The sequence below is a fragment of the Mycobacterium sp. SM3041 genome (assembly GCF_039668335.1).
Taxonomy (GTDB): domain Bacteria; phylum Actinomycetota; class Actinomycetes; order Mycobacteriales; family Mycobacteriaceae; genus Mycobacterium.
The window spans coordinates 1-22,896 of record NZ_JAYXBQ010000080.1 but is presented as its reverse complement, the minus strand read 5'-3'; the positions used below and the strand labels follow the sequence as shown (position 1 = coordinate 22,896).

At 68.0% G+C, this 22,896-nt stretch carries 23 protein-coding genes and 1 pseudogene; 17 read left to right on the top strand and 7 right to left on the bottom strand.

What is annotated here, in order from left to right:
• Nucleotides 1-3: 3 nt before the first annotated feature.
• Nucleotides 4-828 carry a class I SAM-dependent methyltransferase gene (locus VXD91_RS28775; protein ID WP_346416985.1) on the top strand — a complete coding sequence of 275 codons (825 nt, stop codon included), beginning with the start codon at nt 4-6 and terminating at the stop codon, nt 826-828.
• Nucleotides 829-884: 56 nt separating this feature from the next.
• Nucleotides 885-2,045 (top strand): acyl-CoA dehydrogenase, encoded by a 1,161-nt coding sequence (locus VXD91_RS28770; RefSeq protein ID WP_346416984.1) that lies wholly within the window; start codon nt 885-887, stop codon nt 2,043-2,045.
• A gap of 9 nt (nt 2,046-2,054) precedes the next feature.
• On the opposite strand, the gene VXD91_RS28765 is transcribed toward VXD91_RS28770, so the two are convergent.
• Both VXD91_RS28765 and VXD91_RS28760 read right to left on the bottom strand, forming a co-directional pair.
• A complete protein-coding gene (locus tag VXD91_RS28765) occupies nt 2,055-2,771 on the bottom strand; it encodes a TIGR03089 family protein (RefSeq protein ID WP_346416983.1) in 717 nt (238 codons plus the stop codon).
• 2 nt (nt 2,772-2,773) lie between these two features.
• Complete coding sequence (locus tag VXD91_RS28760; protein ID WP_346416982.1) at nt 2,774-4,243, bottom strand: LCP family protein; 1,470 nt, start codon at nt 4,241-4,243, stop codon at nt 2,774-2,776.
• Nucleotides 4,244-4,345: 102 nt separating this feature from the next.
• Between VXD91_RS28760 and VXD91_RS28755 the strand changes: the two genes are divergently transcribed.
• Complete coding sequence (locus VXD91_RS28755) at nt 4,346-5,263, top strand: glycosyltransferase family 2 protein (RefSeq protein ID WP_346416981.1); 918 nt, start codon at nt 4,346-4,348, stop codon at nt 5,261-5,263.
• Between the two features lie 50 nt (nt 5,264-5,313).
• Nucleotides 5,314-6,390 carry an NDP-sugar synthase gene (locus VXD91_RS28750; RefSeq protein WP_346417046.1) on the top strand — a complete coding sequence of 359 codons (1,077 nt, stop codon included), beginning with the start codon at nt 5,314-5,316 and terminating at the stop codon, nt 6,388-6,390.
• Here VXD91_RS28750 and VXD91_RS28745 read toward each other — a convergent pair.
• Genes VXD91_RS28745 through cofD form a run of 3 tightly spaced genes read right to left on the bottom strand, consistent with a single transcriptional unit; the run spans nt 6,372 to nt 9,252 of the window.
• Nucleotides 6,372-6,917 carry an NUDIX domain-containing protein gene (locus VXD91_RS28745; protein WP_346416980.1) on the bottom strand — a complete coding sequence of 182 codons (546 nt, stop codon included), beginning with the start codon at nt 6,915-6,917 and terminating at the stop codon, nt 6,372-6,374. The genes VXD91_RS28750 and VXD91_RS28745 overlap by 19 nt on opposite strands.
• Complete coding sequence (locus VXD91_RS28740) at nt 6,914-8,263, bottom strand: coenzyme F420-0:L-glutamate ligase (RefSeq protein WP_212806601.1); 1,350 nt, start codon at nt 8,261-8,263, stop codon at nt 6,914-6,916. Before VXD91_RS28740 ends, VXD91_RS28745 begins: the two co-directional genes overlap by 4 nt.
• Nucleotides 8,260-9,252: a 2-phospho-L-lactate transferase gene (gene cofD / locus VXD91_RS28735; protein ID WP_212806600.1), complete on the bottom strand. Its 993-nt coding sequence runs from the start codon at nt 9,250-9,252 to the stop codon at nt 8,260-8,262. The genes VXD91_RS28740 and cofD overlap by 4 nt, the downstream gene beginning before the upstream one ends.
• Before the next feature lie 536 nt (nt 9,253-9,788).
• On the opposite strand from cofD, the gene VXD91_RS28730 reads away from it, so the two are divergent.
• Entirely contained in the window at nt 9,789-10,052 is a 264-nt protein-coding gene (locus tag VXD91_RS28730) for a WhiB family transcriptional regulator (protein ID WP_205848855.1), read from the top strand.
• Nucleotides 10,053-10,075: 23 nt separating this feature from the next.
• On the opposite strand, the gene VXD91_RS28725 is transcribed toward VXD91_RS28730, so the two are convergent.
• Complete coding sequence (locus VXD91_RS28725) at nt 10,076-10,498, bottom strand: metallopeptidase family protein (RefSeq protein WP_346417045.1); 423 nt, start codon at nt 10,496-10,498, stop codon at nt 10,076-10,078.
• Between the two features lie 119 nt (nt 10,499-10,617).
• Between VXD91_RS28725 and VXD91_RS28720 the strand changes: the two genes are divergently transcribed.
• From VXD91_RS28720 to VXD91_RS28665, 12 genes and pseudogenes are all read left to right on the top strand, one after another.
• Nucleotides 10,618-11,049: a DUF3499 domain-containing protein gene (locus VXD91_RS28720; RefSeq protein WP_061000741.1), complete on the top strand. Its 432-nt coding sequence runs from the start codon at nt 10,618-10,620 to the stop codon at nt 11,047-11,049.
• 117 nt (nt 11,050-11,166) lie between these two features.
• Nucleotides 11,167-12,555 (top strand): phosphomannomutase/phosphoglucomutase, encoded by a 1,389-nt coding sequence (locus VXD91_RS28715; RefSeq protein ID WP_346416979.1) that lies wholly within the window; start codon nt 11,167-11,169, stop codon nt 12,553-12,555.
• Complete coding sequence (locus VXD91_RS28710; RefSeq protein WP_346416978.1) at nt 12,552-13,643, top strand: TobH protein; 1,092 nt, start codon at nt 12,552-12,554, stop codon at nt 13,641-13,643. Before VXD91_RS28715 ends, VXD91_RS28710 begins: the two co-directional genes overlap by 4 nt.
• A 5-nt stretch (nt 13,644-13,648) precedes the next feature.
• A complete protein-coding gene (gene manA / locus VXD91_RS28705) occupies nt 13,649-14,875 on the top strand; it encodes a mannose-6-phosphate isomerase, class I (RefSeq protein WP_346416977.1) in 1,227 nt (408 codons plus the stop codon).
• A gap of 24 nt (nt 14,876-14,899) precedes the next feature.
• Entirely contained in the window at nt 14,900-15,811 is a 912-nt protein-coding gene (locus VXD91_RS28700) for a cation diffusion facilitator family transporter (RefSeq protein WP_212806596.1), read from the top strand.
• A 144-nt stretch (nt 15,812-15,955) separates the two neighbouring features.
• Nucleotides 15,956-17,182: an alkane 1-monooxygenase gene (locus tag VXD91_RS28695; RefSeq protein WP_212806595.1), complete on the top strand. Its 1,227-nt coding sequence runs from the start codon at nt 15,956-15,958 to the stop codon at nt 17,180-17,182.
• Between the two features lie 2 nt (nt 17,183-17,184).
• Nucleotides 17,185-17,337, top strand: a pseudogene (locus VXD91_RS28690) (rubredoxin); the annotation flags it as partial.
• Between the two features lie 80 nt (nt 17,338-17,417).
• Nucleotides 17,418-17,603: a rubredoxin gene (locus VXD91_RS28685; protein WP_020102918.1), complete on the top strand. Its 186-nt coding sequence runs from the start codon at nt 17,418-17,420 to the stop codon at nt 17,601-17,603.
• On the top strand, nt 17,600-18,256 hold the full coding sequence (locus VXD91_RS28680) for a TetR family transcriptional regulator (protein ID WP_212806593.1): 657 nt from the start codon (nt 17,600-17,602) through the stop codon (nt 18,254-18,256). The genes VXD91_RS28685 and VXD91_RS28680 overlap by 4 nt, the downstream gene beginning before the upstream one ends.
• A 98-nt stretch (nt 18,257-18,354) precedes the next feature.
• Nucleotides 18,355-19,815, top strand: a complete 1,461-nt coding sequence (ahcY, locus tag VXD91_RS28675; RefSeq protein WP_346416976.1) for an adenosylhomocysteinase — start codon at nt 18,355-18,357, stop codon at nt 19,813-19,815.
• Between the two features lie 267 nt (nt 19,816-20,082).
• Nucleotides 20,083-20,604 carry a hypothetical protein gene (locus VXD91_RS28670; protein WP_346416975.1) on the top strand — a complete coding sequence of 174 codons (522 nt, stop codon included), beginning with the start codon at nt 20,083-20,085 and terminating at the stop codon, nt 20,602-20,604.
• Between the two features lie 17 nt (nt 20,605-20,621).
• Nucleotides 20,622-22,466: a CocE/NonD family hydrolase gene (locus VXD91_RS28665; protein ID WP_346416974.1), complete on the top strand. Its 1,845-nt coding sequence runs from the start codon at nt 20,622-20,624 to the stop codon at nt 22,464-22,466.
• A 6-nt stretch (nt 22,467-22,472) separates the two neighbouring features.
• Here the strand turns inward: VXD91_RS28665 and VXD91_RS28660 are convergent, their stop codons facing one another.
• Nucleotides 22,473-22,772, bottom strand: a complete 300-nt coding sequence (locus tag VXD91_RS28660) for a hypothetical protein (RefSeq protein ID WP_212806589.1) — start codon at nt 22,770-22,772, stop codon at nt 22,473-22,475.
• Between the last annotated feature and the right edge of the window lie 124 nt (nt 22,773-22,896).

The window sequence follows — 22,896 nt, the reverse complement described above, 5'->3', positions numbered from 1 at the left end:
TCGATGAAATCTTCATTCGCGCGGTACCGCAGCGTCGGCCACAAGCTCGTCACGGGATTCATGGAGCCTGAGGTGCTCCTGGTCGCCGGTGCGCTGGACGAGGCCCAGCGGGCCAGGTCCGTCGGCGGTGCGGTCGCCGAGATCGGTGTGCACCACGGCAAGCTGTTCATCGGCCTGAACCTGTTGCAGCGGGACGGCGAGAAGTCCGTCGCCATCGACATTTTCGGTGACCAGGACCTCAACATCGACGGCTCCGGCGCCGGTGACCTGGCGAAGTTCACCAGCAACGTCGACGTCTGGTCGTCGATGGACGGAGTGGTGATCCACCAGGGCGACTCCACGAAGCTGACGCCCGAGGTGCTGCTGGAGGAGGCCGGCGGGCCCATCCGGTTCTTCAGCGTCGACGGTGGGCACACCGAGGAGATCGTCTACAGCGACATGCAGCTCGCCGAGGCCACGCTGGCCGACGGCGGCATCGTCATCGCCGACGACGTCTTCAACGAGTTCTGGCCCGGCGTCGCGGTCGGCACGCTCAAGTACCTCGATGACGGCGCCGGCCTGGCCCCGTTCGCGATCGGCTTCAACAAGGTGTTCTTCACCCAGCCCGAGTTCTGCGACTACTACCAGGCCGAGCTGGAGTCGGCGGCGCACCGCTCGGCGCGGATCCAGCACACCACCTCGGTTTTCGCCGGGCATCCGGTGCTGCTGCTTGGCCCGGTGACGGCCGTCGACGTCCTGCGCCGCAGCGAGACGTTGCGCACCGTCTATCACCGCACCTACCGCGAGTTGGTCCGTGGGCTGCAGAAGGTGTCGGGTCAGGGGCGGTAAAGTTACCGGCGAGTAGCAACCCGCATCTCGCCACATGGGCAGGCAAGGAGCCATCAATGTCTATCGGTAACCCGTCATTCGATCTGTTTCAGCTGCCGGAAGAGCATCAGGAGCTCCGGGCCGCCATTCGGGCCCTCGCCGAGAAGGAGATCGCTCCGTACGCCGCCGAGGTCGACGAGCAGGCCCGGTTCCCCCAGGAGGCCAGTGACGCGCTGACGGCGTCCGGTTTCAACGCCGTGCACGTGCCGGAGGCGTTCGGCGGCCAGGGCGCGGACTCGGTCGCCGCCTGCATCGTCATCGAGGAGGTGGCCCGGGTCGACGTGTCGGCGTCGCTGATCCCCGCGGTCAACAAGCTCGGCACCATGGGCCTGATCCTGAGCGGCTCCGACGAGCTCAAGCGCAAGGTGCTGCCGGACCTGGTCGACGGCAAGCTTGCGTCGTACGCGCTGTCCGAGCGCGAGGCCGGCAGTGACGCCGCCGCCATGCGCACGCGCGCCAAGGCCGACGGCGACGACTGGATCCTCAACGGCGCCAAGGCCTGGATCACCAACGGCGGCAAGTCCACGTGGTACACGGTGATGGCGGTGACCGACCCCGACAAGGGTGCCAACGGCATCTCGGCGTTCATGGTGCACATCGACGACGAGGGCTTCAGCATCGGCCCGAAGGAGCGCAAGCTCGGCATCAAGGGTTCGCCGACCGTTGAGCTGTACTTCGAGAACTGCCGCATTCCGGGTGACCGCATCATCGGCGAGCCGGGCACCGGTTTCAAGACCGCGCTGGCGACGCTCGACCACACCCGTCCCACCATCGGCGCGCAGGCCGTCGGGGTGGCGCAGGGGGCGCTGGACGCCGCGATCGCGTACACCAAGGACCGCAAGCAGTTCGGCAAGTCGATCAGCCAGTTCCAGGGCGTCGAGTTCATGCTCGCCGACATGGCGATGAAGACCGAGGCCGCCCGCCTCATGGTCTACAACGCCGCGGCGCGCGCCGAGCGCGGCGAAGGCAACCTGGGCTTCATCTCCGCGGCGTCGAAGTGTTTCGCCTCGGACGTGGCCATGGAGGTGACCACCAACGCCGTGCAGTTGTTCGGCGGCGCCGGTTACACCGTCGACTTCCCGGTGGAGCGCATGATGCGCGACGCCAAGATCACCCAGATCTACGAGGGCACCAACCAGATTCAGCGGGTCGTGATGTCCCGCGCCCTGCTGCGCTGACGCCGGCCGCTAGAGGTCGGCGGTGACCTTCTCCGTCGCGCGGCGCCGTTCCAGCGCGCCCGCGTCGGGGTTGGCCACCTGCACCAGCGAGGCGCCGCCGGCGAACACCGCCAGCAGATTGGCGACCAGTTCGTCGGGGGTGTCCCACGGTGCCGTCGACAGCAGCCGGGTGCCGGCGGTGAATCCCTTTGCCGCCGCACCGTTTCGGGCCGCGGCGAGGACGTCGTCGACGGAGCGGCCCGCGAGTGCCGGCCCCGGGGTGCGTTCGGGCACGATCTGGTCGCCGTGCACCCGCACGGACGTGGCGTAGTCGGTGACACCGATCGGGAGGTCGGGCACGGGCTTGCCGAACGGATCGAGCGACAGCACGACGACCTCGCCGGCGCCGGTCTCGTCGGCCGCGTCGATGCGGTCGGCCGTGCACAGGGCGATGTCGCACTGTGTCGGAAGTGGTTCTCCGACAACTACTTCCGCGCCGATGTACCAGATACCGAACAACACGCCCGCCGTCTGCCAGTGCGCGGGCAGCAGCACCGCGACCCGGCTGCCCGGACCGGCGCCGAGCTCGTCGCGCAGCAGGTTGGCGGTCTTGGCGGCCCAGTTGCCCAGCGTCACCGCCGACAGCTCGATGCGCTCGCCGGTGGCGTCGTCGTAGTAGGTGATGCGCGGCCCGGCCGGGTCGTCGCGCAGCAGCGGTTCGAGGATAGCGCCGGCCAGGTTGGTCATCGTCAGTCCACGCACTTGGGGTCGGCCGCGCCCGCGGTGATGATCGGCGACGGCGGGACCGGCGTGCTGGAGTCGGAATCGCCGGTGTCGGAAGCGGATTGGGTCACGGTGTGGCTGCCACCGTCCAGGCCGGAGCCGGGGCCCGCGTAGTCGTGCGCGAGTACCACCCGGACCGCGCCGCTGGGCACCGAGGCGTTCTCGACCACCGGCAGGTTGCCCAGCTCCTCGGCGATGGCGTGCGCGCCGAGATCGTCGGACTTCGCGGCCTGGATCTGGCTCGACGGCACATGGTCGGCCTCGTTGTTGCCGATCTTGCCTGCGACGAAGCCCTTTTCGGTGAGCACCTCCGACACCGCCGCGGCCAGCCCGTTGATGTCGCTGTCGTTGACCACGTCGACCGTGGTGTTGCCGGGGGTGTACGCGAGCTTTTCGGTCTTGCCCTCGGCCTGGTCCTGCAGCAGACCGGCCACCCACTGCTGCACCTGCGCCGGGTCGACGCGCACGACGCTCTGGGTACCGTCGTCGCTCCAGCCGTCCTCGGCGAGCACCGGGATGGTGGCGAACGCGACGTTGCCGCCCGCCAGCTTCTGCATCTGCTGGACGAAATCCATGATGTCCCAACCATCGGACAGCACGACCGACCGCTGCACGGCGCTGCGGAGCCGGCTCAGCGTGCTGGGGCTGGACAGCGTCTGCCCGGAGATGATGTCGTGCGCCAGCGACGCCATGAACACCTGCTGGCGGGTCACCCGGTCCAGGTCGCCGCGGGGCAGATCGTGGCGCTGCCGCACGAAGCTCAGGGCCTGCGGGCCGTTGAGCTTCTGCCAGCCGGCCGGGAAGTTGGCGCCCGACAACGGTTCGTCGACGGGGTTCTTCAGACACACGTTGACGCCGCCGAGGGCGTCGGTGATCAACGCGAAGCCCAGCAACCCGACTTCGGCGTAGTGATCGACGGTCACGCCTGTGAGCTTTGCCACGGTTTTGATGAGCGCTTCCCGGCCGGCCTCGACGGCTTTGGGCTCGGCGGTCGCGGCGTCCTCGCCCTGCTCCTCGACGAGTTCCTTCATCTTCTCGAGCTTCACCTGACCGAAGACACCGTTGATCTTGGTCTTGCCCAGACCCGGCGCCTGCACATAGGAGTCGCGCGGGATCGAGATGGCGGTGGCCGAGCGCCCGTTGTTGGGGATGCGCACCAGGATGATCGTGTCGGTGTTGGTGGAGACGTCGTCACCGGCCCGCAGTGTCGCGAGTTCTTCCTCTGACAAGGGGTTTCCGTGTGCGTCGGTACGGCTGTCCATACCCACCAGGAGGATGTCGACGGCACCGTCGTCGCCCCCGCCGCCGAGGGCCGCGGTGCTGATGCGGTTGATGCCCGATTCCAGCGAACGCAGGCTGCTCCAGGCCACGCCGGTGCCCACCATCACGAGCACCGTCGTCATGACGGCGAGGATGCGGAACAGTCGACCTGGCACCAGGACAGGCTACTGGTGAGGGCTTGCCGTGGCCGGTAGCCCGGGGTTCGGCGGGTCACACCCCGGTGCGGGTACGGCCGTCGGCCCGCTAACCTCTAGGCCGTGATCGAGCAGCCATCCGGACCGAAATCGGACCGCCCGCTGCTCGTGGTGACGGTGACGTATTCACCCGGCGCGCATCTGGACCGTTTCCTGAAGACGCTGGCCCACGCGACGGAACGCCGCCTGCTGGTGGTGATGGCCGACAACGGATCGACCGACGGCGCGCCCGAGGCGGCGCTGGAGCGCTACGCCGACGTCGAGTTGTTCCGCACCGGTGGCAACCTCGGCTACGGCACCGCGGTGAACCGTGCCGTGTCGGCCTACCTCGACACGCCCGACAGTGTGGTGGACCAGGAGTTCTTCGTCGTGGTCAACCCGGACGTGCAGTGGGGGCCCAACAGCATCGACGAGTTGTTCGCCGGGGCCGCGCGGTGGCCGGCAGCCGGCGCGGTCGGTCCGCTGATCCGCGATCCCGACGGCTCGGTCTATCCGTCGGCGCGGCATCAGCCGAGCCTGATCCGCGGCGGCATGCACGCCGTGGTGGGCCCGTTCTGGAAATCCAATCCGTGGACGGCGGCCTACCGCCAGGACCGGTTGGAGCCCAGCGAACGCGCCGTCGGCTGGTTGTCGGGTTCGTGTCTGTTGTTGCGCACCAAGGCGTTCCGGCAGATCGGCGGATTCGACGAGAACTACTTCATGTACATGGAGGACGTCGACCTCGGGGACCGGCTGGCGCGCGGCGGCTGGCAGAACGTGTACGTCCCGGCCGCCGAAATCCTGCACGACAAGGGACATTCCACCGGACGGGACCCGGCCCGCAATCTGGCCGCGCACCACCGCAGTACCTATACCTTCCTCGCCGACCGGCATCCGCACTGGTGGCAGGCGCCGCTGCGGTGGACCATCAAGTCGGCGCTGGGCGCGCGCGAACGCGCGGTGGTGGGCAATTCCAGGCGTAAGCGCCGCCGGGCGAACTAGGCTACCGGCGATGACCTCGAGGCTTGAAAGGACGCGAGTTGAGTGACGCGGTGAATCCGGTTGACGTCGACGCGGTCATCCTGGTGGGTGGGCAGGGCACCCGGCTGCGCCCGCTGACCCTCTCGGCGCCCAAACCGATGCTGCCGACGGCCGGCGTGCCGTTCCTGTCCCACCTGCTCGCCCGGATCGCCGCGGCGGGTATCCGCCATGTGGTGCTGGGCACCTCGTACAAGGCCGAGGTCTTCGAGGCGGAATTCGGCGACGGCTCCAAGCTGGGTCTGGAGATCGAGTACGTGGTCGAAGAGGAGGCCCGGGGCACCGGTGGCGGTATCGCCAACGTCGCGCCCAAGCTGCGCCACCCGACCGCCATGGTGTTCAACGGTGACGTGCTGTCCGGGCTGGATCTCGGCGCCATGGTCGCCAGCCACCGCGAGCGGCAGGCCGATGTCACGCTGCACCTCGTGCGGGTGAGCGACCCCCGCGCGTTCGGTTGTGTGCCAACCGATTCCGACGGTGTGGTGACGGCCTTCCTGGAGAAGACGCAGGATCCGCCGACCGACCAGATCAACGCCGGTTGCTACCTGTTCCAGCGCGCGGTCATCGACGAGATCCCCACGGGCCGTGAGGTATCGGTCGAACGCGAGGTGTTCCCGAAGCTGCTGTCCGACGGTTTCAAGGTGTGCGGTCACGTCGATGCCAGCTACTGGCGGGACATGGGCACGCCCGACGACTTCGTCCGTGGCTCAGCGGATCTGGTGCGCGGTATCGCACCGTCGCCGGTACTCGACGGGCATCGCGGCGAGAGCCTGGTGCACGAGGGTGCCGCGGTGGCGCCCGGTGCGCTGTTGATCGGCGGGACCGTGGTGGGCCGCGGCGCCGAGATCGGTGCCGGCGCCCGGCTGGACGGCGCGGTGATCTTCGACGGCGTCAAGATCGAGGCCGGGTCGGTGATCGAGCGGTCCATCGTCGGGTTCGGCGCCCGGATCGGCCCGCGGGCCCTGATCCGTGACGGCGTGATCGGTGACGGTGCCAACATCGGCGCCCGGTGCGAGCTGCTGCGCGGCGCGCGGGTGTGGCCCGGTGTCACCATCCCGGACGGCGGTATTCGTTACTCGACGGACGTCTGAGCGGCCCGCGCGAGCCGCTCCAGTCCGGGGTCCGCGCCCGGTAGCGCGTCCAGGGGCCACCACTGCAGATCCAGCGATTCGTCGCTGCAGTGAATTTCGGCGTCCGCCGGCGCGACGGCCAGGTACTGCACGTCGAGATGCCGCGTCGGCACGCCCAATGAGCACGTCAGCGCGTGCACGTGCAGCGCCGCGGGCATCTCGGCGATCTCCAGCCCGGTGATGCCGGATTCCTCGGTGGCCTCGCGCAGTGCCGCCGCGCGGATGTCGGTGTCGACGTCCTCGCAGTGACCGCCGAGCTGAACCCAGCGGCCCAACCGCGGGTGCAGCGTGAGCAGGGCCTTGGTGCGGCTGTGGTCGAGCACCAGCGCCGACGCGGTGATGTGCCCGGGTACGCAGGCGCGCCGGCAGGCGTCGGGCCGGGCCTCGACGAAGGCCGCGACGGCGTGCCGCAGGGTGTCCTGATCGGCGTCGGGGGCCGCCCAGTCGCGCAACGCGGCGACGACCGAGGCGTGCAACGACTCGCTCATCGGCGGATCAGCAGTTCGTCCGTCGGCACGGGCGGCCGCGGCCGGCGGGGCTCGTCGCTCTCCGGGAAGTGGCCGATCGCGATGGCGCCCAATGGTTCCCAGTCGCCCGGCAGCTCGAGTTCGGCACGCACGATGTCGCCGGCGAAGATCGTCGAGCCGATCCAGCAGCTGCCGACATCCCGGGCCGCCAGGGCCACCAGGAGCCCCTGTACGGCCGCGCCCACCGCGACGGTGAACATGGTGTGCTCGGCCTCGGTCCGAGCCGCGTCCGGATAGCTGTGTGCGCCATCGGGAACCAGGAACGGGATGACGAGTTCCGGTGCGTCGTAGAGAATCTGGCCGCGGCCCACGCGCCGGTCGACAGAGTCGGCCGGGCGCCCGTCACCGGTCAGGTCGGTGCGCCACTTCTCTTTCATGCGGTCCAGCAACCGGATTCGCGTGTCGTGGTCCTGTACCCAGACGAACCGCACCGGGCGGGTGTGGTGCGGCGCGGGCGCGGTGAGCGCCTCGGCGACGGACTCCTCGATGAGCTCCGGCGCCACGGGCTCGGAACTGAACGTGCGCACCGAGCGGCGCATCAACTGAGCCTGCCTGCGGCCCAGGGCCAGTGCTTCCTCGGTGCCCAGCCAGAACAGATCCTCCTGACCGGCGCGCACCAGGGTCCGGCCGTTCGAGCCGTCGTCGCGCGGCGACAGGCCCCGCACCACGGCGACGGGAATGCCGGTCAGCTTGCCCTTGACGAGGTCGGCGGCGGCCGCGATCTCGTCGGCGATGGCGACCTCCGTCACCAGCAGCTCGTTGCCGTGCGTGTCCTGGACACCGGAATAACCGTGCAACACCGCCAGTCCGGCCGCGCCGATGGCGGCGTCGATCTGGCCGTTGCGCCAGGCCCGGCCCATGGTGTCGGTGATGACGACGGCGACGGTCACGCCGAGCCGCTCGGCCAGGCCGGCGCGCAGCCGCGCCGCGCTGCCGTCCGGGTCGACCGGCAGGAGGGCCAATTCGGTTGTGCTGACGTTGGATCCGTCGACGCCGGCGGCGGCCTGGACCAGCCCGTTGGCGTTCTCGGTGATCAGGGTGCGGCCTTTGCGGGCCAGCACCCGCACGGCCTCCTCGTCGATGAGCCTGCGCCGCAGGGCGTCCCGCTCGTCGGGGTCGGTCGGCGCGGCGACGATGCGGCCCTCGGATTTGGAGAGCACCTTGCTGGTGACCACCAGCACGTCGTCGTCGCGCAGCCAGGGGGCGGCGGCGGCGATGGCGGCGGCCACGTCGTCGCCGGGGCGGAACTCGGGAAGCCCGGGCACCGGGAGGATTTCGATGGCGGCCGCGGCGCCATGCTCGGTCACAGCTGAAGTCCGGCCAGTTCGAGTCCGGCCCGGACCATCTCGGCCGTGGCCGCCGGATCGGTCATCAACAGCGGCACGGCCTTGACGTTGACCCCTTCGATCTCGGCGTGGTCGCCCGCGTCGATCAGCCAGCCGTCGAGGATGCCGGTCGTGCTGCGGGCGCCGTAGTGCGCACCCACGGCCTCCGAGGTGCTGTCGACGCCGATCACCTTGAGGCAGTCATCGGCCATCCCGCGCAACGGCTTTCCGGCGACGATCGGGGAGTAGCCGATCACCGGTGCCGGGGTCGACCGCAGCGCGCTGCGCAGGCCGGGCACCGCCAGGATCGCGCCGATGCTGACGACCGGATTGGACGGGGCCAACAGCACGACGTCGGCGCCGGCGATGGCGTCGGCGACACCCGGTGCGGCCTTTGCCTTCTCGGTGCCGATGAACGCGAAGCTGTGGGTGGGGATCTGGGCGCGGTAGCGCACCCACCATTCCTGGAAGTGGATGGCCCGCTGATTGCCCGATTCGGGATCGGTTACCACGACGTGGGTTTCACTGCGTTCGTCGCTGGCGGGCAGCAGCCGGGCGCCGGGCTGCCAGCGGTCGCACAACGCCTCGGTGACCTGGGACAGCGGATAGCCGGCCCGCAGCATCTGGCTGCGCACCAGGTGGGTGGCCAGGTCGCGGTCGCCGAGGCCGAACCAGTCCGGCTGCACGCCGTACGCGGCGAGCTCTTCCTTGGCGTGCCAGGTTTCGCCCCGGTGGCCCCAGCCGCGTTCCGGATCGATGCCGCCGCCGAGGGTGTACATGCAGGTGTCGAGGTCGGGGCAGATGCGGACGCCGAACATCCAGGCGTCGTCGCCGACATTGACGACCGCGGTGAGCTCGTGCGGGGAGGGCTCCGCACCGGGTTCGGCGAATTGACCCAACCCCAGCAGTTTCTGGACGCCGAGCAGAAACCGAGCGCCACCGACGCCACCGACCAGAACCGTCACCTTCACGTCGACTCACCCTAGGCGATGGCGCGCGGGTGGAATGACGCGCCCGGAAGGCAATTCGGCGCGCAGCAAACTTAAAACCTCATTATTCACTTGAGCAACAGCCGCATCAGTTATCGGCATTCTCAACTACGTTGTGCGCCAGCGTGTTATTGGTCACTATCGCGACACGCCGCGGTAACGACGCGCCGTAAACAGGTCACAAGATGGTAGGAAATGCGCTTCATCCGCTTGACCGTGGCAGCTAACCCGTGTGTAATCACAACAGTGTCATTCCCGGTTTGTTTACCGGTTCCGGTGCAGCAGACCGAGATTCGACCGTTTGTTCGAATTTTGATCGCCACTCACGGCACGCAGGGTAAGTAGTTGGACTCCGTTTTGAGAACTACGTAAAGCAGGGGAGGAGGCGGCAAATGTCTTACGAACACGCAGATTTCGATCACGTGGTGCAGTTCGACGGGCGGATGCTCGGCTCTGTTGGGACCGCACCGCACACGAACACCGGACCCGTTCAGCACGTCGTCGCCGGACGGCCGCAGCTGAGTCTGGTGCCTGATCACATCGACACCGAACCCGAGCTCACGGAAGACCAGTGGCAGGAGCGCGCCCTGTGCGCGCAAACCGACCCCGAGGCGTTCTTCCCCGAGAAGGGTGGCTCGACCCGCGAAGCCAAGCGCATCTGCCAGGGCTGCGAGGTGCGCGACGCGTGCCTCGAGTACGCCCTGGCGCATGATGAGCGCTTCGGCATCTGGGGTGGTCTGTCGGAGCGTGAGCGCCGGCGGATCAAGCGCGGCGTCATCTGACACACCGCGGGTAGATCGACCGGCTAGTCGTCGCCGATGGTCGGGTCGATCACCGACGGTTCAACGCCGAGATACGTGGCTACCTGCGCCACGAGAATTTCGTGCAACAGGTCGGCGAGGTCAACGGAGTCCTTCGCCCGCCGTTCAATGGGCTTGCGGAACAAGACGATTCGCGCCCGTGTCGAATTACCCCGAACATCCACCCCGGCCGGGATGAGCCGCGCCAGCGCCACCGGCCCGTCGGCGATCACCTCGGGCGGCCACTGGATGGCATCGGGATCTTTGGGGGAGATCCGGGGGATCTCGTCGACCGCGACGTCGAGTCCGGACACCCGATTGCTCCAGCGGCGCTCGATGGGTTCGTAGGCCTCGAGCACCGCCATGTCGAATCGCTCGGCGCGACTGCGCCATCCGGGAACGGTCGGGGGGAGGAGCGGGCCGCGCATGCCGCGACGGCGGCGCACACGCGAGTGGGCCATCGGCCGATAGTAACGGTTGGAGATCGACGCGGCCGCGACGCGCGTGTCCGGCGGTGGGCGCGTCGGCGGCGCGATAATCTCGCCGAGTGAATGTTCCCCGTCGCTGCTGCCGGCCAGGTTGCCCGCACTACGCCGTGGCGACGCTGACGTTTGTCTATTCGGATTCCACGGCAGTCGTAGGTCCGTTGGCCACCGCGTCGGAGCCGCATTCGTGGGACCTGTGTGTGTCGCACGCCAGCCGTATCACCGCGCCCCGCGGATGGGAGCTGGTCCGCCACGCCGGCCCACTGCCCACGCCCTCCGAGGATGACGACCTCGTCGCGCTCGCCGACGCGGTGCGCGAGGGGCGCGACGCGCCGTCTCGCGGTGGCATCCCAACGGGTTTCACCGATCCGCTGCCCGGCAGCCACGCCGGCACGCCCGGTGGCACCGTCATGGCGCCGCCCGCACCGCGTACGCAACACAATGGGCGCCGCCGCGGTCATCTCCGGGTGTTGCCGGATCCGCCTGAGAGTTAGCGACGCAAGTCCTACCGAACCCCACCGACCGTCCGCGGGCAGATGGGTCAGCCGATAGGCTGACTGTCACAGACCCTCGGTATGCAGTGGTCTGCGAACGATGAGATCGGGAGGGCTATGTCTCGGCCTGCTGCCTCTGTACAGCGCGTCATCAAGGCATATGACGTGCGTGGGCTGGTCGGCGAGGAGATCGACGAGTCGTTCGTCGCCGACGTCGGTGGTGCGTTTGCCCGGTTGATGCGCGCCGAGGGCGCCACCCGGGTGGCGGTCGGTTACGACATGCGGCCCAGCTCACCGTCATTGGCGGCGGCGTTCGCCGACGGGGTCACGGCACAGGGTCTGGACGTGGTCCGGATCGGGCTGGCGTCGACCGACCAGCTCTACTTCGCCTCGGGTCTGCTCGACTGCCCGGGCGCCATGTTCACGGCCAGCCACAACCCGGCTGCCTACAACGGCATCAAGTTGTGCCGGGCAGGCGCCAAGCCCGTCGGCAGCGAAACAGGTTTGGCCACCGTCGCTGGTGAGGTCACCGACGGCGTGCCCGGTCACGACGGCGCCGCGGGCAAGGTCGAGGAGCGCGACGTGCTCGCCGAGTACGGGACCTTCCTGCGTTCGCTGGTCGACGTGTCGGCGCTGCGTCCGTTGCGGGTGTCGGTGGACGCCGGAAACGGCATGGGCGGGCACACCACGCCGGCGGTGCTGGGCACCGTCTCCTCGATCACCTTGCTGCCGTTGTACTTCGAGCTGGACGGCACGTTCCCCAATCACGAGGCCAACCCGCTGGACCCGGCCAACCTGGTGGATCTGCAACGGAAGGTCGTCGCCGACCGTGCTGACGTAGGCCTGGCGTTCGACGGCGACGCCGACCGCTGCTTCGTCGTCGACGAGAAGGGCGACCCCGTGTCGCCGTCGGCGGTGACGGCGCTGGTCGCCGATCGCGAGCTGGCCCGCGAGTCCGGCGCGACCGTCATCCACAACCTGATCACCTCACGGGCGGTGCCCGAGCTGATCGCCGAGCGCGGCGGCACGGCGGTGCGCTCGCGCGTCGGCCATTCGTACATCAAGGCGCTGATGGCCGAGACCAACGCGATCTTCGGTGGCGAGCACTCGGCGCACTACTACTTCCGCGATTTCTGGGGTGCCGACTCCGGCATGCTCGCCGCGCTGCACGTGCTGGCGGCGCTCGGGGAACAGGACCGCCCGCTGTCCGAACTGATGGCCAAGTACCAGCGGTACGAGGCGTCGGGCGAGATCAACTTCACCGTCGCTGACGCACCGGCGTGTGTGCAGGCTGTCCTCACGTCCTACGGCAGCGACATCGCCGCGACCGACGAACTCGACGGCGTGACCGTCGACCTCGGCGACGGGCGCTGGTTCAACCTGCGCAGCTCCAACACCGAACCGCTGTTGCGGCTCAACGTCGAAGCCCGCACGCGGGTGGAAGTCGACGAGATCGTGGCGCACATCGCGGCGCAGATAAAGGCCACCAGCGGGTCGCTGCCATGAGTGCCGCCCCGGCGACCCTCGACCTCGACGATGTCGACGGTCTGATCGCGGCCGACCGCGACGGCCTGCTGCGGGCGGCGTCGATGGCAGGTGCACAGACCCGCGCGGTCGCCGCGGCGCTCACTGAAGGCGAACTCGACGAGCTGCGCTCGGATCAACGTCCGCGGACCGTCACCTGGGTGTGCGGGCGTGGGGCATCGGGCGCGTCCGGTGCGGCCGGGACCGTACTGGCCGCGGCACTGGCGGCGACGTCGCCGATCCCGCTCGTTGTCACGCCCGACGTGCCGCCGTGGATCGGCGCACTGGACGTCGTGGTGGTGGCCGGTGACGACGCCGCCGACCCCGCGCTGGTGACGGCGGTGGCGACCGGCGTGCGTCGCGGTGCGCGCGTGATCGTGGTGGCGCCGAACGACGGTCCGCTGCGCGATGCCGCGGCCGGCCGGGCCGTGGTGCTGCCGCCGCGGCTGTCGGTGCCCGACGACTTCGGCCTCACCCGTTACCTGGCCGCGGGCCTGGCGACGATGATGGTCGTCGACCCGGCGCTGCGCATCGACCTCGATGCCCTGGCCGACGAATTGGATGCCGAGGCGCTGCGCAACAGCGCGGCCCGCGAGATTTTCACCAACCCGGCCAAGAACCTGGCCGAGCGGATGTCCGGCCGGCAGGTGGTGCTGGCCGGTGAGGGCGCGGCCATGCTGGCGCTGGTCCGTCATGCCGCGACCGTGCTGCTGCGGGTGGCCCATCAGCTCGTGACCGCGACCGGCGGCGCCGACGCCCTGGTGGCGTTGCACGGCGGGCTCGGCCGTCAGACCGTCGAAATGTCTTACGAGGACTCGCTTTTCCACGACCCCGAGATCGACGGGCCGGTGCCGGCCCGGGTCCGCACCGTCGTGCTGTGTGCCGACGAGGAGCGTCCCGGCGTGATCGCCCGGATGGACGCGCTCGGGGGCGATGTCGACGTGCTCAGTGCCGATGACGTGCCCGACGCGGGGCTGCAGGTGCCGGGTAGTCGCCTGGAACAACAGATCGCGATGCTGGCGGTGCGGCTGGAGATGACGGCCGTGTACCTGAAACTGGTTCGAGGTTAGACATAGTGCATCTGCTACGAGGCGCGGTCAGGAACTACGCCTGGGGGTCGCGTACCGCCTTGGCCGATTTCGCCGGAAGACCCAGTCCCACAGCACATCCCGAAGCTGAATTGTGGCTGGGCGCGAACCCGGGGGATCCGGCACGGCTGGAGACGGCCGACGGGGAGGTGTCGCTGCTCGAGGTCATCGGCGCCGATCCCGCCGGCGAGTTGGGGCCCGAGGTCCTGGCGCGGTTCGGTGAGTCGCTGCCGTTCCTGGCGAAGGTGCTCGCCGCTGACGAACCGCTGTCGCTGCAGGCGCACCCCAGTGCCGAGCAGGCTGCCGAGGGCTTCAATCGTGAAGAGCGCCAAGGCATTGCGCTCAACGCGCGCGACCGCAACTACCGGGATCGCAGCCATAAGCCGGAATTGATCGTGGCCCTCGGCCCGTTCGAGGCGCTCGCCGGGTTCCGGCCTGTGGCTCGCACCGTCGAGTTGATGCGGGCGCTGGCGGTGTCCGACCTCGACCCGTACATCAATCTGCTGGCCGGCCAGTCGGACGCGGCGGGGCTGCGGGCCGTCTTCACCACCTGGATCACCTTGCCGCAGCCCGACCTCGATGTGCTGGTGCCTGCCGTCCTCGACGGCGCGATCAACTACATCCGTTCGGGGGCAACGGAATTCGCGGCCGAGGCCAAGACGGTTCTCGAGCTCGGCGAGCGGTACCCGGGCGATGCCGGGGTGCTGGCCGCCATGCTGCTCAACCGCATCAGCCTGGTCGAGGGCGAGGGCATCTACCTGCCCGCCGGCAACCTGCACGCCTACCTGCACGGCATGGGTTTCGAGGTGATGGCCAACTCCGACAACGTGTTGCGCGGTGGTCTGACACCCAAGCACGTGGATGTACCGGAACTTCTCCGGGTGCTCGACTTCACCCCGACCGATGGCCGGCCGATCCGTCCGCGGCCGGCCGAGGACGGTGTCGAGCAGGTTTTCGACACGCCCGCACCGGAATTCGCGGTGTCGATCCTGCGGATCGGCGACGAGCGGGTGGGCTCTACGGTCGAGGTGCCGCGGGGGCACGCCGGCCCACAGATTCTGCTGGGCACGCAGGGCCGCGTGCGGGTGCAGTCCGCGGGCGGTGAGCTGACCCTGAACAAGGGGGCCGCGGCCTGGATCGCCGCCGGGGAGGGCCCCGTGCAGCTGGTGGCGCAAGAGCCGTCGACGGTGTTCCGTGCGACGGTGGGGATCTAGAACAAACCTACGAAAGGGCAGGTCATGTCGGCCTCGGGGAGTGCGCGCGCGATCATCGCAGCGCTGTTGGCCAATGCCGGGATCGCGGCGGCGAAGTTCGTCGGCTTCCTGATCACGGGCAGTTCGTCGATGCTCGCGGAGTCGGTGCACTCGCTGGCGGACACGTCCAACCAGGGTCTGCTGCTGTGGGGGCAGCGGCAGGCGCGCAAGGACGCCGACCATCTGCATCCGTTCGGCTACGGCCGCAGCCGCTACTTCTACTCGTTCGTGGTGGCGCTGGTCCTGTTCAGCCTGGGCGCGATGTTCGCGCTGTACGAGGGCTATCACAAGATCACCCATCCCGAGCCGCTGTCGTCGCCCGTCGTCGCCGTCGCGATCCTTGTCGTGGCGATCGGGCTGGAGGGTTACAGCTTCTACACCGCGGTGAAGGAATCCCGTCCGCTCAAGGGAGCCGGCAGCTGGTGGCGCTTCATCCGCACCTCGCGTAACCCGGAGCTGCCGGTGGTGCTGCTGGAGGACTCCGGCGCCCTGGTCGGTCTGGTGCTGGCCCTGTTCGGTGTCGGCCTGTCGATGCTGACGGGCGACCCGGTGTGGGACGGCGTCGGCACCGCGGCGATCGGTGTGCTGCTCGGCGTCATCGCGGTGGTGCTGATGGTGGAGATGAAGAGCCTGCTGATCGGCGAGGGCGCGACGGTCGACGAGACCAGCGCCATCCGCAACGCGCTGGAGCAGACGCCGCACATCGACCGCGTCATCCATCTGCGGACGCAGTACCTGGGGCCGGAGGAGATGCTCGTCGGCGTGAAGATCGCGCTGGCTCCGAACACCGACCTGGCGACGGTTGCCGCCACGATCGATGCCGCCGAGGTCACGATCCGGGCCGCGGTGCCCAACGCCCGCATCATCTACATCGAGCCTGATCTCTACCGCGGCTGACGTCGCCGAAACCCGCATTGACCTGCTGCGGTGACGGCTGCCACAAGCCGTTTTACAAAAATGCCTCCATTGTCTAGACCGGCGACAAAATGGGCTCTATAGTCAAGAGCGCAAGTTGTCGGCCCAACCAATGGAGGTGGACCCGTGTCAGTCGAGGTATCCGACGTCAACACCGAGCAGTGGCGCGATCGCAAGCGTCATCTGTGGCTCATGGGCCTGATCGCGCCCACCGCGCTGTTCGTGATGCTCCCGCTGATCTGGGCACTGAACCAGGCCGGCTGGCACACGCTCGCGCAGGTGCCGCTGTGGATCGGCCCCGGCCTGCTCTACGTGCTGCTGCCGATCCTCGACCTGAAGTTCGGGCCCGACGGGGAGAACCCGCCCGAGGAGATGATGGAGCAGCTGGCGAACGACAAGTACTACCGCTACTGCACCTACGTCTACATCCCGTTCCAGTACGCCAGCGTCATCCTCGGCGCGTACCTGTTCACCGCCAAGGACCTCAGCTGGCTGGGCTTCGACGGCGGCCTGGCCTGGTGGGCCAAGCTCGGTGTCGCGCTGTCGGTCGGTGTCCTCGGTGGCGTCGGCATCAACACCGCGCACGAGATGGGGCACAAGAAGGAGAACCTGGAACGCTGGCTGGCCAAGATCACCCTGGCGCAGACGTTCTACGGCCACTTCTACATCGAGCACAACCGCGGTCACCACGTCCGCGTCGCCACGCCGGAGGATCCCGCCTCGGCGCGCTTCGGTGAGAACTTCTGGGAGTTCCTGCCGCGCACCGTGTGGGGCGCCCTGAAGTCGTCGGTCGAACTCGAGGCCCAGCGCATCCGTCGTCTCGGCCGCAGCCCGTGGGACCCGCGTACCTACCTCAAGAACGACGTCCTCAACGCGTGGCTCATGTCGGTGGTGTTCTTCGGCATCCTGATCGCGGTGTTCGGCCCGGCGCTCATCCCGTTCGTCCTGATCCAGGGCATCTACGGATTCAGCCTGCTGGAGTCGGTCAACTACCTGGAGCACTACGGCCTGCTACGGCAGAAGACCGAGAGCGGCCGCTACGAGCGCTGCGCCCCGGTGCACAGCTGGAACTCCGACCACATCGTCACCAACCTGTTCCTGTACCACCTGCAGCGGCACAGTGACCACCACGCCAACCCGACGCGCCGCTACCAGACGCTGCGCAGCATCGATGGCGCACCGAACCTGCCCAGCGGCTACGCGACCCTGATCGGCCTGACGTACATCCCGCCGCTGTGGCGCCGGATGATGGACCACCGGGTCATCGAGCACTACGACGGCGACATCACCAAGGTCAACGTCCACCCGCGGGTGCGGGACAAGGTGCTGGCCAAGTACGGGGCGGTGGCCTGACCATGAGTGCCTACCAATGCCCGGGCTGTGGTTATGTCTATGACGAGGCCAAAGGCGCTCCGCGTGAAGGTTTCCCGGCAGGCACGGCGTGGGACGATGTTCCCGACGACTGGTGCTGCCCGGACTGCGCGGTGCGCGAGAAGATCGATTTCGAGCCCTTCGGGGCGAGCGCAGCGACGGGAAACAGCCCCGGGGCGAGCGCAGCGACGGGAAACGACGGAGTAGGAGTGAGTTCATGAGCGAGCCGTTCAAGAAGTTCGTCTGCCTGCAGTGCGGCTTCGAGTACGACGAGGAGAAGGGCTGGCCGGAGGACGGCATCGCCCCGGGCACCCGCTGGGCCGACATCCCCGAGGACTGGAGCTGCCCCGACTGCGGCGCCGCCAAATCCGACTTCGACATGGTGGAGGTCGTGGCGTCGTGACCGCCGCGGCCGCAGTACCGGACGGACCCGAGGGGCCGCGCCCTGCGGCACCTCGGGTGCCGTACGCCGAGGCGTCACGGGTCCTGCTGCGGCACTCGATCCTGGACGGCATGCGAGAACTGTTGCTGGCCAAGGACTGGTCGTCGATCACGCTGTCCGACGTCGCGCGCGCCGCCGGCATCAGCCGACAGACGATCTACAACGAATTCGGCTCGCGCCAGGGCCTGGCCGAGGGGTACGCGATGCGCCTCGCCGACCGCCTGGTCGACGCCGTCGAGCACGCCATCTACGCCAACGTCGGCGACATCGAGTCCGCGTTCCTGCAGGGCTTCCGGATGTTCTTCACCGAGTCGGCGTCCGATCCGCTCGTCATCTCGTTGCTGACCGGTGTCGCCAAACCCGATCTGCTGCAGATCATCACCACCGACAGCGCGCCGATCATCTCGCACTGTTCGAAGCGTCTCACCGAGGCGTTCCGCGGCAGCTGGGTGCAGATTTCCGACGACGACGCCGGGGTGCTCGCGCGGGCGATCGTCCGGCTGGCGATCAGTTACGTGTCAATGCCGCCGGAAGCGGACCACGATGTGGCCGCTGACCTGGCCCGGCTCATGACGCCGTTCGCCGACCGTTACGGTAGTGGGGATACCCCGTAGCCGTCAGCGCGCCATTCGAGTTGTTTCCTGGCGCCTGTCCCGCGAGCCCGCAGGCCATGGGGTCACTCCAGTGGAACGAATGAATGGGGCTCTAATCCATGACGGAATTGAAGGCAGACGTCCGTAACGGCATCGACTACAAGGTCGCCGATTTGTCCGAGGCCGAGTTCGGCCGCAAGGAGATTCGCCTCGCCGAGCACGAGATGCCCGGCCTGATGGCGCTTCGCCGCGAATACCACGACGTGCAGCCGCTCAAGGGCGCGCGCATCTCCGGCTCGCTGCACATGACCGTGCAGACCGCCGTGCTGATCGAGACGCTGACCGCGCTGGGCGCCGAGGTGCGCTGGGCGTCGTGCAACATCTTCTCCACCCAGGACCACGCGGCCGCGGCCGTCGTCGTCGGCCCGCACGGCACCGTCGAGGAGCCCAAGGGCACCCCGGTCTTCGCCTGGAAGGGCGAGACGCTGGAGGAGTACTGGTGGTGCGCCGAGCAGATGCTCACCTGGGACGGCGAGCCGGCCAACATGATCCTGGACGACGGCGGCGACGCCACCATGCTGGTGCTGCGCGGTGCGCAGTGGGAGAAGGCGGGCGTCGTGCCCCCGGCCGAGGAAGACGACTCGGCCGAGTGGAAGGTCTTCCTGGAGCTCGTGCGCAAGGGCTTCGAGAACGACAAGACCAAGTGGACCAAGATCGCCGAGTCGGTCAAGGGTGTCACCGAGGAGACCACCACCGGCGTGCTGCGGCTGTACCAGTTCGCCGCCGCGGGGGAGCTGGCGTTCCCCGCCATCAACGTCAACGACTCGGTCACCAAGAGCAAGTTCGACAACAAGTACGGCACCCGCCACTCGCTGATCGACGGCATCAACCGCGGCACCGACGTGCTGATCGGTGGCAAGAAGGTGCTGATCTGTGGCTACGGCGACGTCGGCAAGGGTTGTGCCGAGTCGATGGCCGGCCAGGGCGCGCGCGTCGCGGTCACCGAGATCGACCCGATCAACGCGCTGCAGGCGCTGATGGACGGCTTCGACGTCGTCACCGTCGAGCAGGGCATCCCCGAGGCCGACATCGTCATCACCGCGACCGGCAACTTCGACATCATCCTGCTCGAGCACATGAAGGCCATGAAGAACCAGGCCATCCTGGGCAACATCGGCCACTTCGACAACGAGATCGACATGGCGGCCCTCGAGAAGTCGGGTGCCACCAAGCTGAACATCAAGCCGCAGGTCGACCTGTGGACCTTCGGTGACACCGGCAAGTCGATCATCGTGCTGTCCGAGGGCCGTCTGCTCAACCTGGGCAACGCGACCGGCCACCCGTCGTTCGTGATGTCGAACTCGTTCTCCAACCAGGTCATCGCCCAGATCGAGCTGTGGACCAAGAACGACGAGTACGACAACGAGGTCTACCGCCTGGCCAAGCACCTCGACGAGAAGGTCGCGCGTATCCACGTCGAGGCTCTCGGTGGCACGCTGACCAAGCTCAGCAAGGAGCAGGCCGAGTACATCGGCGTCGACGTCGACGGCCCGTACAAGCCGGAGCACTACCGCTACTGAGTCTGTTCGCGGTCTGTTTGCGCTGTTCGCGTGAGCACACTCGAAAGCCCCCAATTCCCGCGGGAATTGGGGGTTTTCGCGTTTTTCGGGCTCGGCACACATCGACGAATTAGCTGACCGCAGGCACGAGCGGCGCCGATATATTGCACTGGGCGATAATTTTGTGTTCTGCGCCACACTCAGATGTTTGCTGAAGATCTGCTGGTTAGCGGATCTCGGCGTTAGAATTTCCGCACACCAGGGCACCCTCGTGAAGGGACGTCGGCCATGCGGAAGAACCGATGGGAAAGACGCATCGCGTTGCTGGCTGTGGTCGGCGTCACGTTGACCGGCTGCGACGGCGTCAACCTCGGCAGCCTGGACAGCTTCGGCTCCGCGTCGCCTGCGGTGAAGGGCCCGCCGATACCGCCCGAGATGGTCCGGCATGACGTGCAGCAGCTGGTCTGGCAGTTCCCGCAGTTGCGCAAGCCTGACGAGGCGGTGTGGGTCACCTGGAACAACAGTGGCGATCCCAGCCTGGCCGGCAAGGTCAACTGGATCGACGCGGTGATCAAGCTGCCCCCGGCGGAGACCACTCGATTGATCGCCGAATACCACCCGGCCGACACCGATCGGCGGCCGACGGTGCAGAAGATTCTGCAGCCGGAACTGCCCGGCGGTCCGTACCTGTCGGGGCCCGAACTCAACAACCACTTCTCCGGTTCGGGCATGACCACGCAGGCGTTCCTCGACCGCGACGCGAACGTCCTGGTGCTGACGACGAAGTCGGGCGGACCCGCGCCGTCGTAACCGTCTAGCGTGGTGGCGTGCGCGCTCTGATCCGCGTGACGGCGTTCGTGGTGGTGCTGGCTCTGCTGGCTGCCTGTGGCGCGGACCGTCCGCCCGCTTCTCCATTCCCTGCTGCGACGGGCCGGGGCTCGTGCGCCGTCGATACCGAACGCGATGTCGGCGCCACCATGCGCGACGGCGTCGTCCTGCGCGCCGACGTCTATCGCCCTCGAACCGCTGAGCCGGTGCCGGTATTGCTGATGCGGACGCAGTACGGCAAGTCCGGGGCGCAGACGTCGCCGGAGCGCTACGAACCGCCGGATTGGTTCGCCTCGCACTGCTATCTCGTTGTCGTGCAGGACGTTCGGGGCCAGGGGAGCTCCGGCGGGGTGTTCAGTGAGTTCACCAATGACATGGCCGACGGCTACGACACCGTCGAATGGGCCGCCGGTCTGCCCGGCGCGAACGGCAAGGTGGCGATGTACGGATCGTCGTACGTCGGTGCGACGCAATGGCTTGCAGCGGTGACGGCGCCGCCGCATCTGGTGACGATCGCGCCCGCCAACACCGCGTCCGACTACTACGACGGCTGGACCTACGAGGGCGGCGAGTTCCGGCTGGCGTTCGTGCAGCCGTGGGCCATCGAGTCGATTGCGCTTGGCGCCGCGCAGAACCGCCGGGACGCCGAAGCCGAGCGGCTGTTGCGGGACGCCGGCGCCGATCCGACGCGATGGCTGAATTTCCGCCCACAGCAGGAGCTTCCGCCGATGCAGCCCCACAATCCGGCGGTGGCGCCGTGGTACTTCGACTGGGTTCGGCACAACACGCGCGACGCCTTCTGGCAGCAGGTCAGCATTCGCGACCGGTATCCGGCGGTGCGAATTCCGGTGCTGCACTTCGAGGGCTGGTACGACGCGTTCCTGGCCGGCGGTGTGGAGAACTTCGCCGGGATGGTGGCCCACGGTGGCAACGACTTCGCGCGTACGAACCAGCGTCTGGTCATCGGGCCGTGGGACCACGTCGCGTGGGGTCGAGCTGATTCCGAGCCCGCACCGATGCTCAAAGACATTGGAGCGGTGGGCAACAGCCCGATCAACGAGCTGATGCTGGCCTGGTTCGACCACTTCCTGAAGGGCGTCGACAACGGTGTGGCGGGCAAGCCGCGCGTCGACTACTTCACCATGGGTGTCAACGCCTGGAAGATGGCCGCCAATTGGCCACTGCCGCAGACGCAATGGATCAACTACTACCTCTCGGGCTCCGGCGGCATCGCGGACCGCGACGGCAAGCTGTTGCCGGTGCTGCCCGGACCACAACCGCCCGACACCTACACCTACGACCCGCTCAATCCGGCAGCGAGCCTGGGTGGGCACTCGTGTTGTGGTGCGAAGTCCGGTCCGCAAGGGCCGTACGACCAGACGCCGGTCGAACAGCGATCCGATGTGCTGGTGTACACCGGCGACCCGGTGACCCGGGACACCGAGATCACCGGGGCGGCCACCGTCTCGCTGTGGGCCCAATCTTCAGCTGTGGATACCGATTTCACGGCCAAGCTGGTGGTGGTCAAGCCCGATGGGACGGCCGTCAACCTGAACAACGGCATCATCCGGGCGTCGTTCCGGGACTCGTTGTCGGCGCCGACGCCGATCGTCCCCGGCCAGCCGTACCAGTACCGCATCCAAATCTGGCCCACCAGTTACCAACTCAAGCCAGGGGACCGGGTGCGGGTCGAGATTTCCAGCAGCGACTACCCGCAGTTCGCGCCGAATCCCAACACCGGTGCGCCGTTCGGGCGGGATGCGGCGACCGTCGTTGCGACGCAGACCATCCTGCACGACGCCGCCCATCCGTCGTCGATCACGTTGCCGGTGATCGCGAACTGAGTCCGGCTAGCGACTGCAGTCCAGCGACACTGTGATGGTCCGTCGTACCACCACGCGGATGATCTGGTCCCGGTTGCCGGGGCCGTCCACCCGGATGAGCCGGGTCTGCTCCTGCGGGTTGCGGACGCTGGTCACCACGCACTGATCGAGCGGCGCGGTACCGACCCGGTCGACATTCACGTGGAATCCCTCGGCCTCCAGCTGGCCGATGGTGACAATCGCCGACTCGGCGGCTGCCGGCGCGGCGGGGGCCAGTACGGCAGCAGTGGTGGTGAGAGCTATGAGAGTTATTAGTGCAGTACGCATCTCAGGGTCCTTCCGGTCCTATACCCAATGACACGTAGGAGCGATGGAAAACGTTCGATTGTGTCCTGAAGGGGTTATCGGTGTGTTCGCCGTTTTCGTGACATTTGTCGGATCTGGCGGTAGA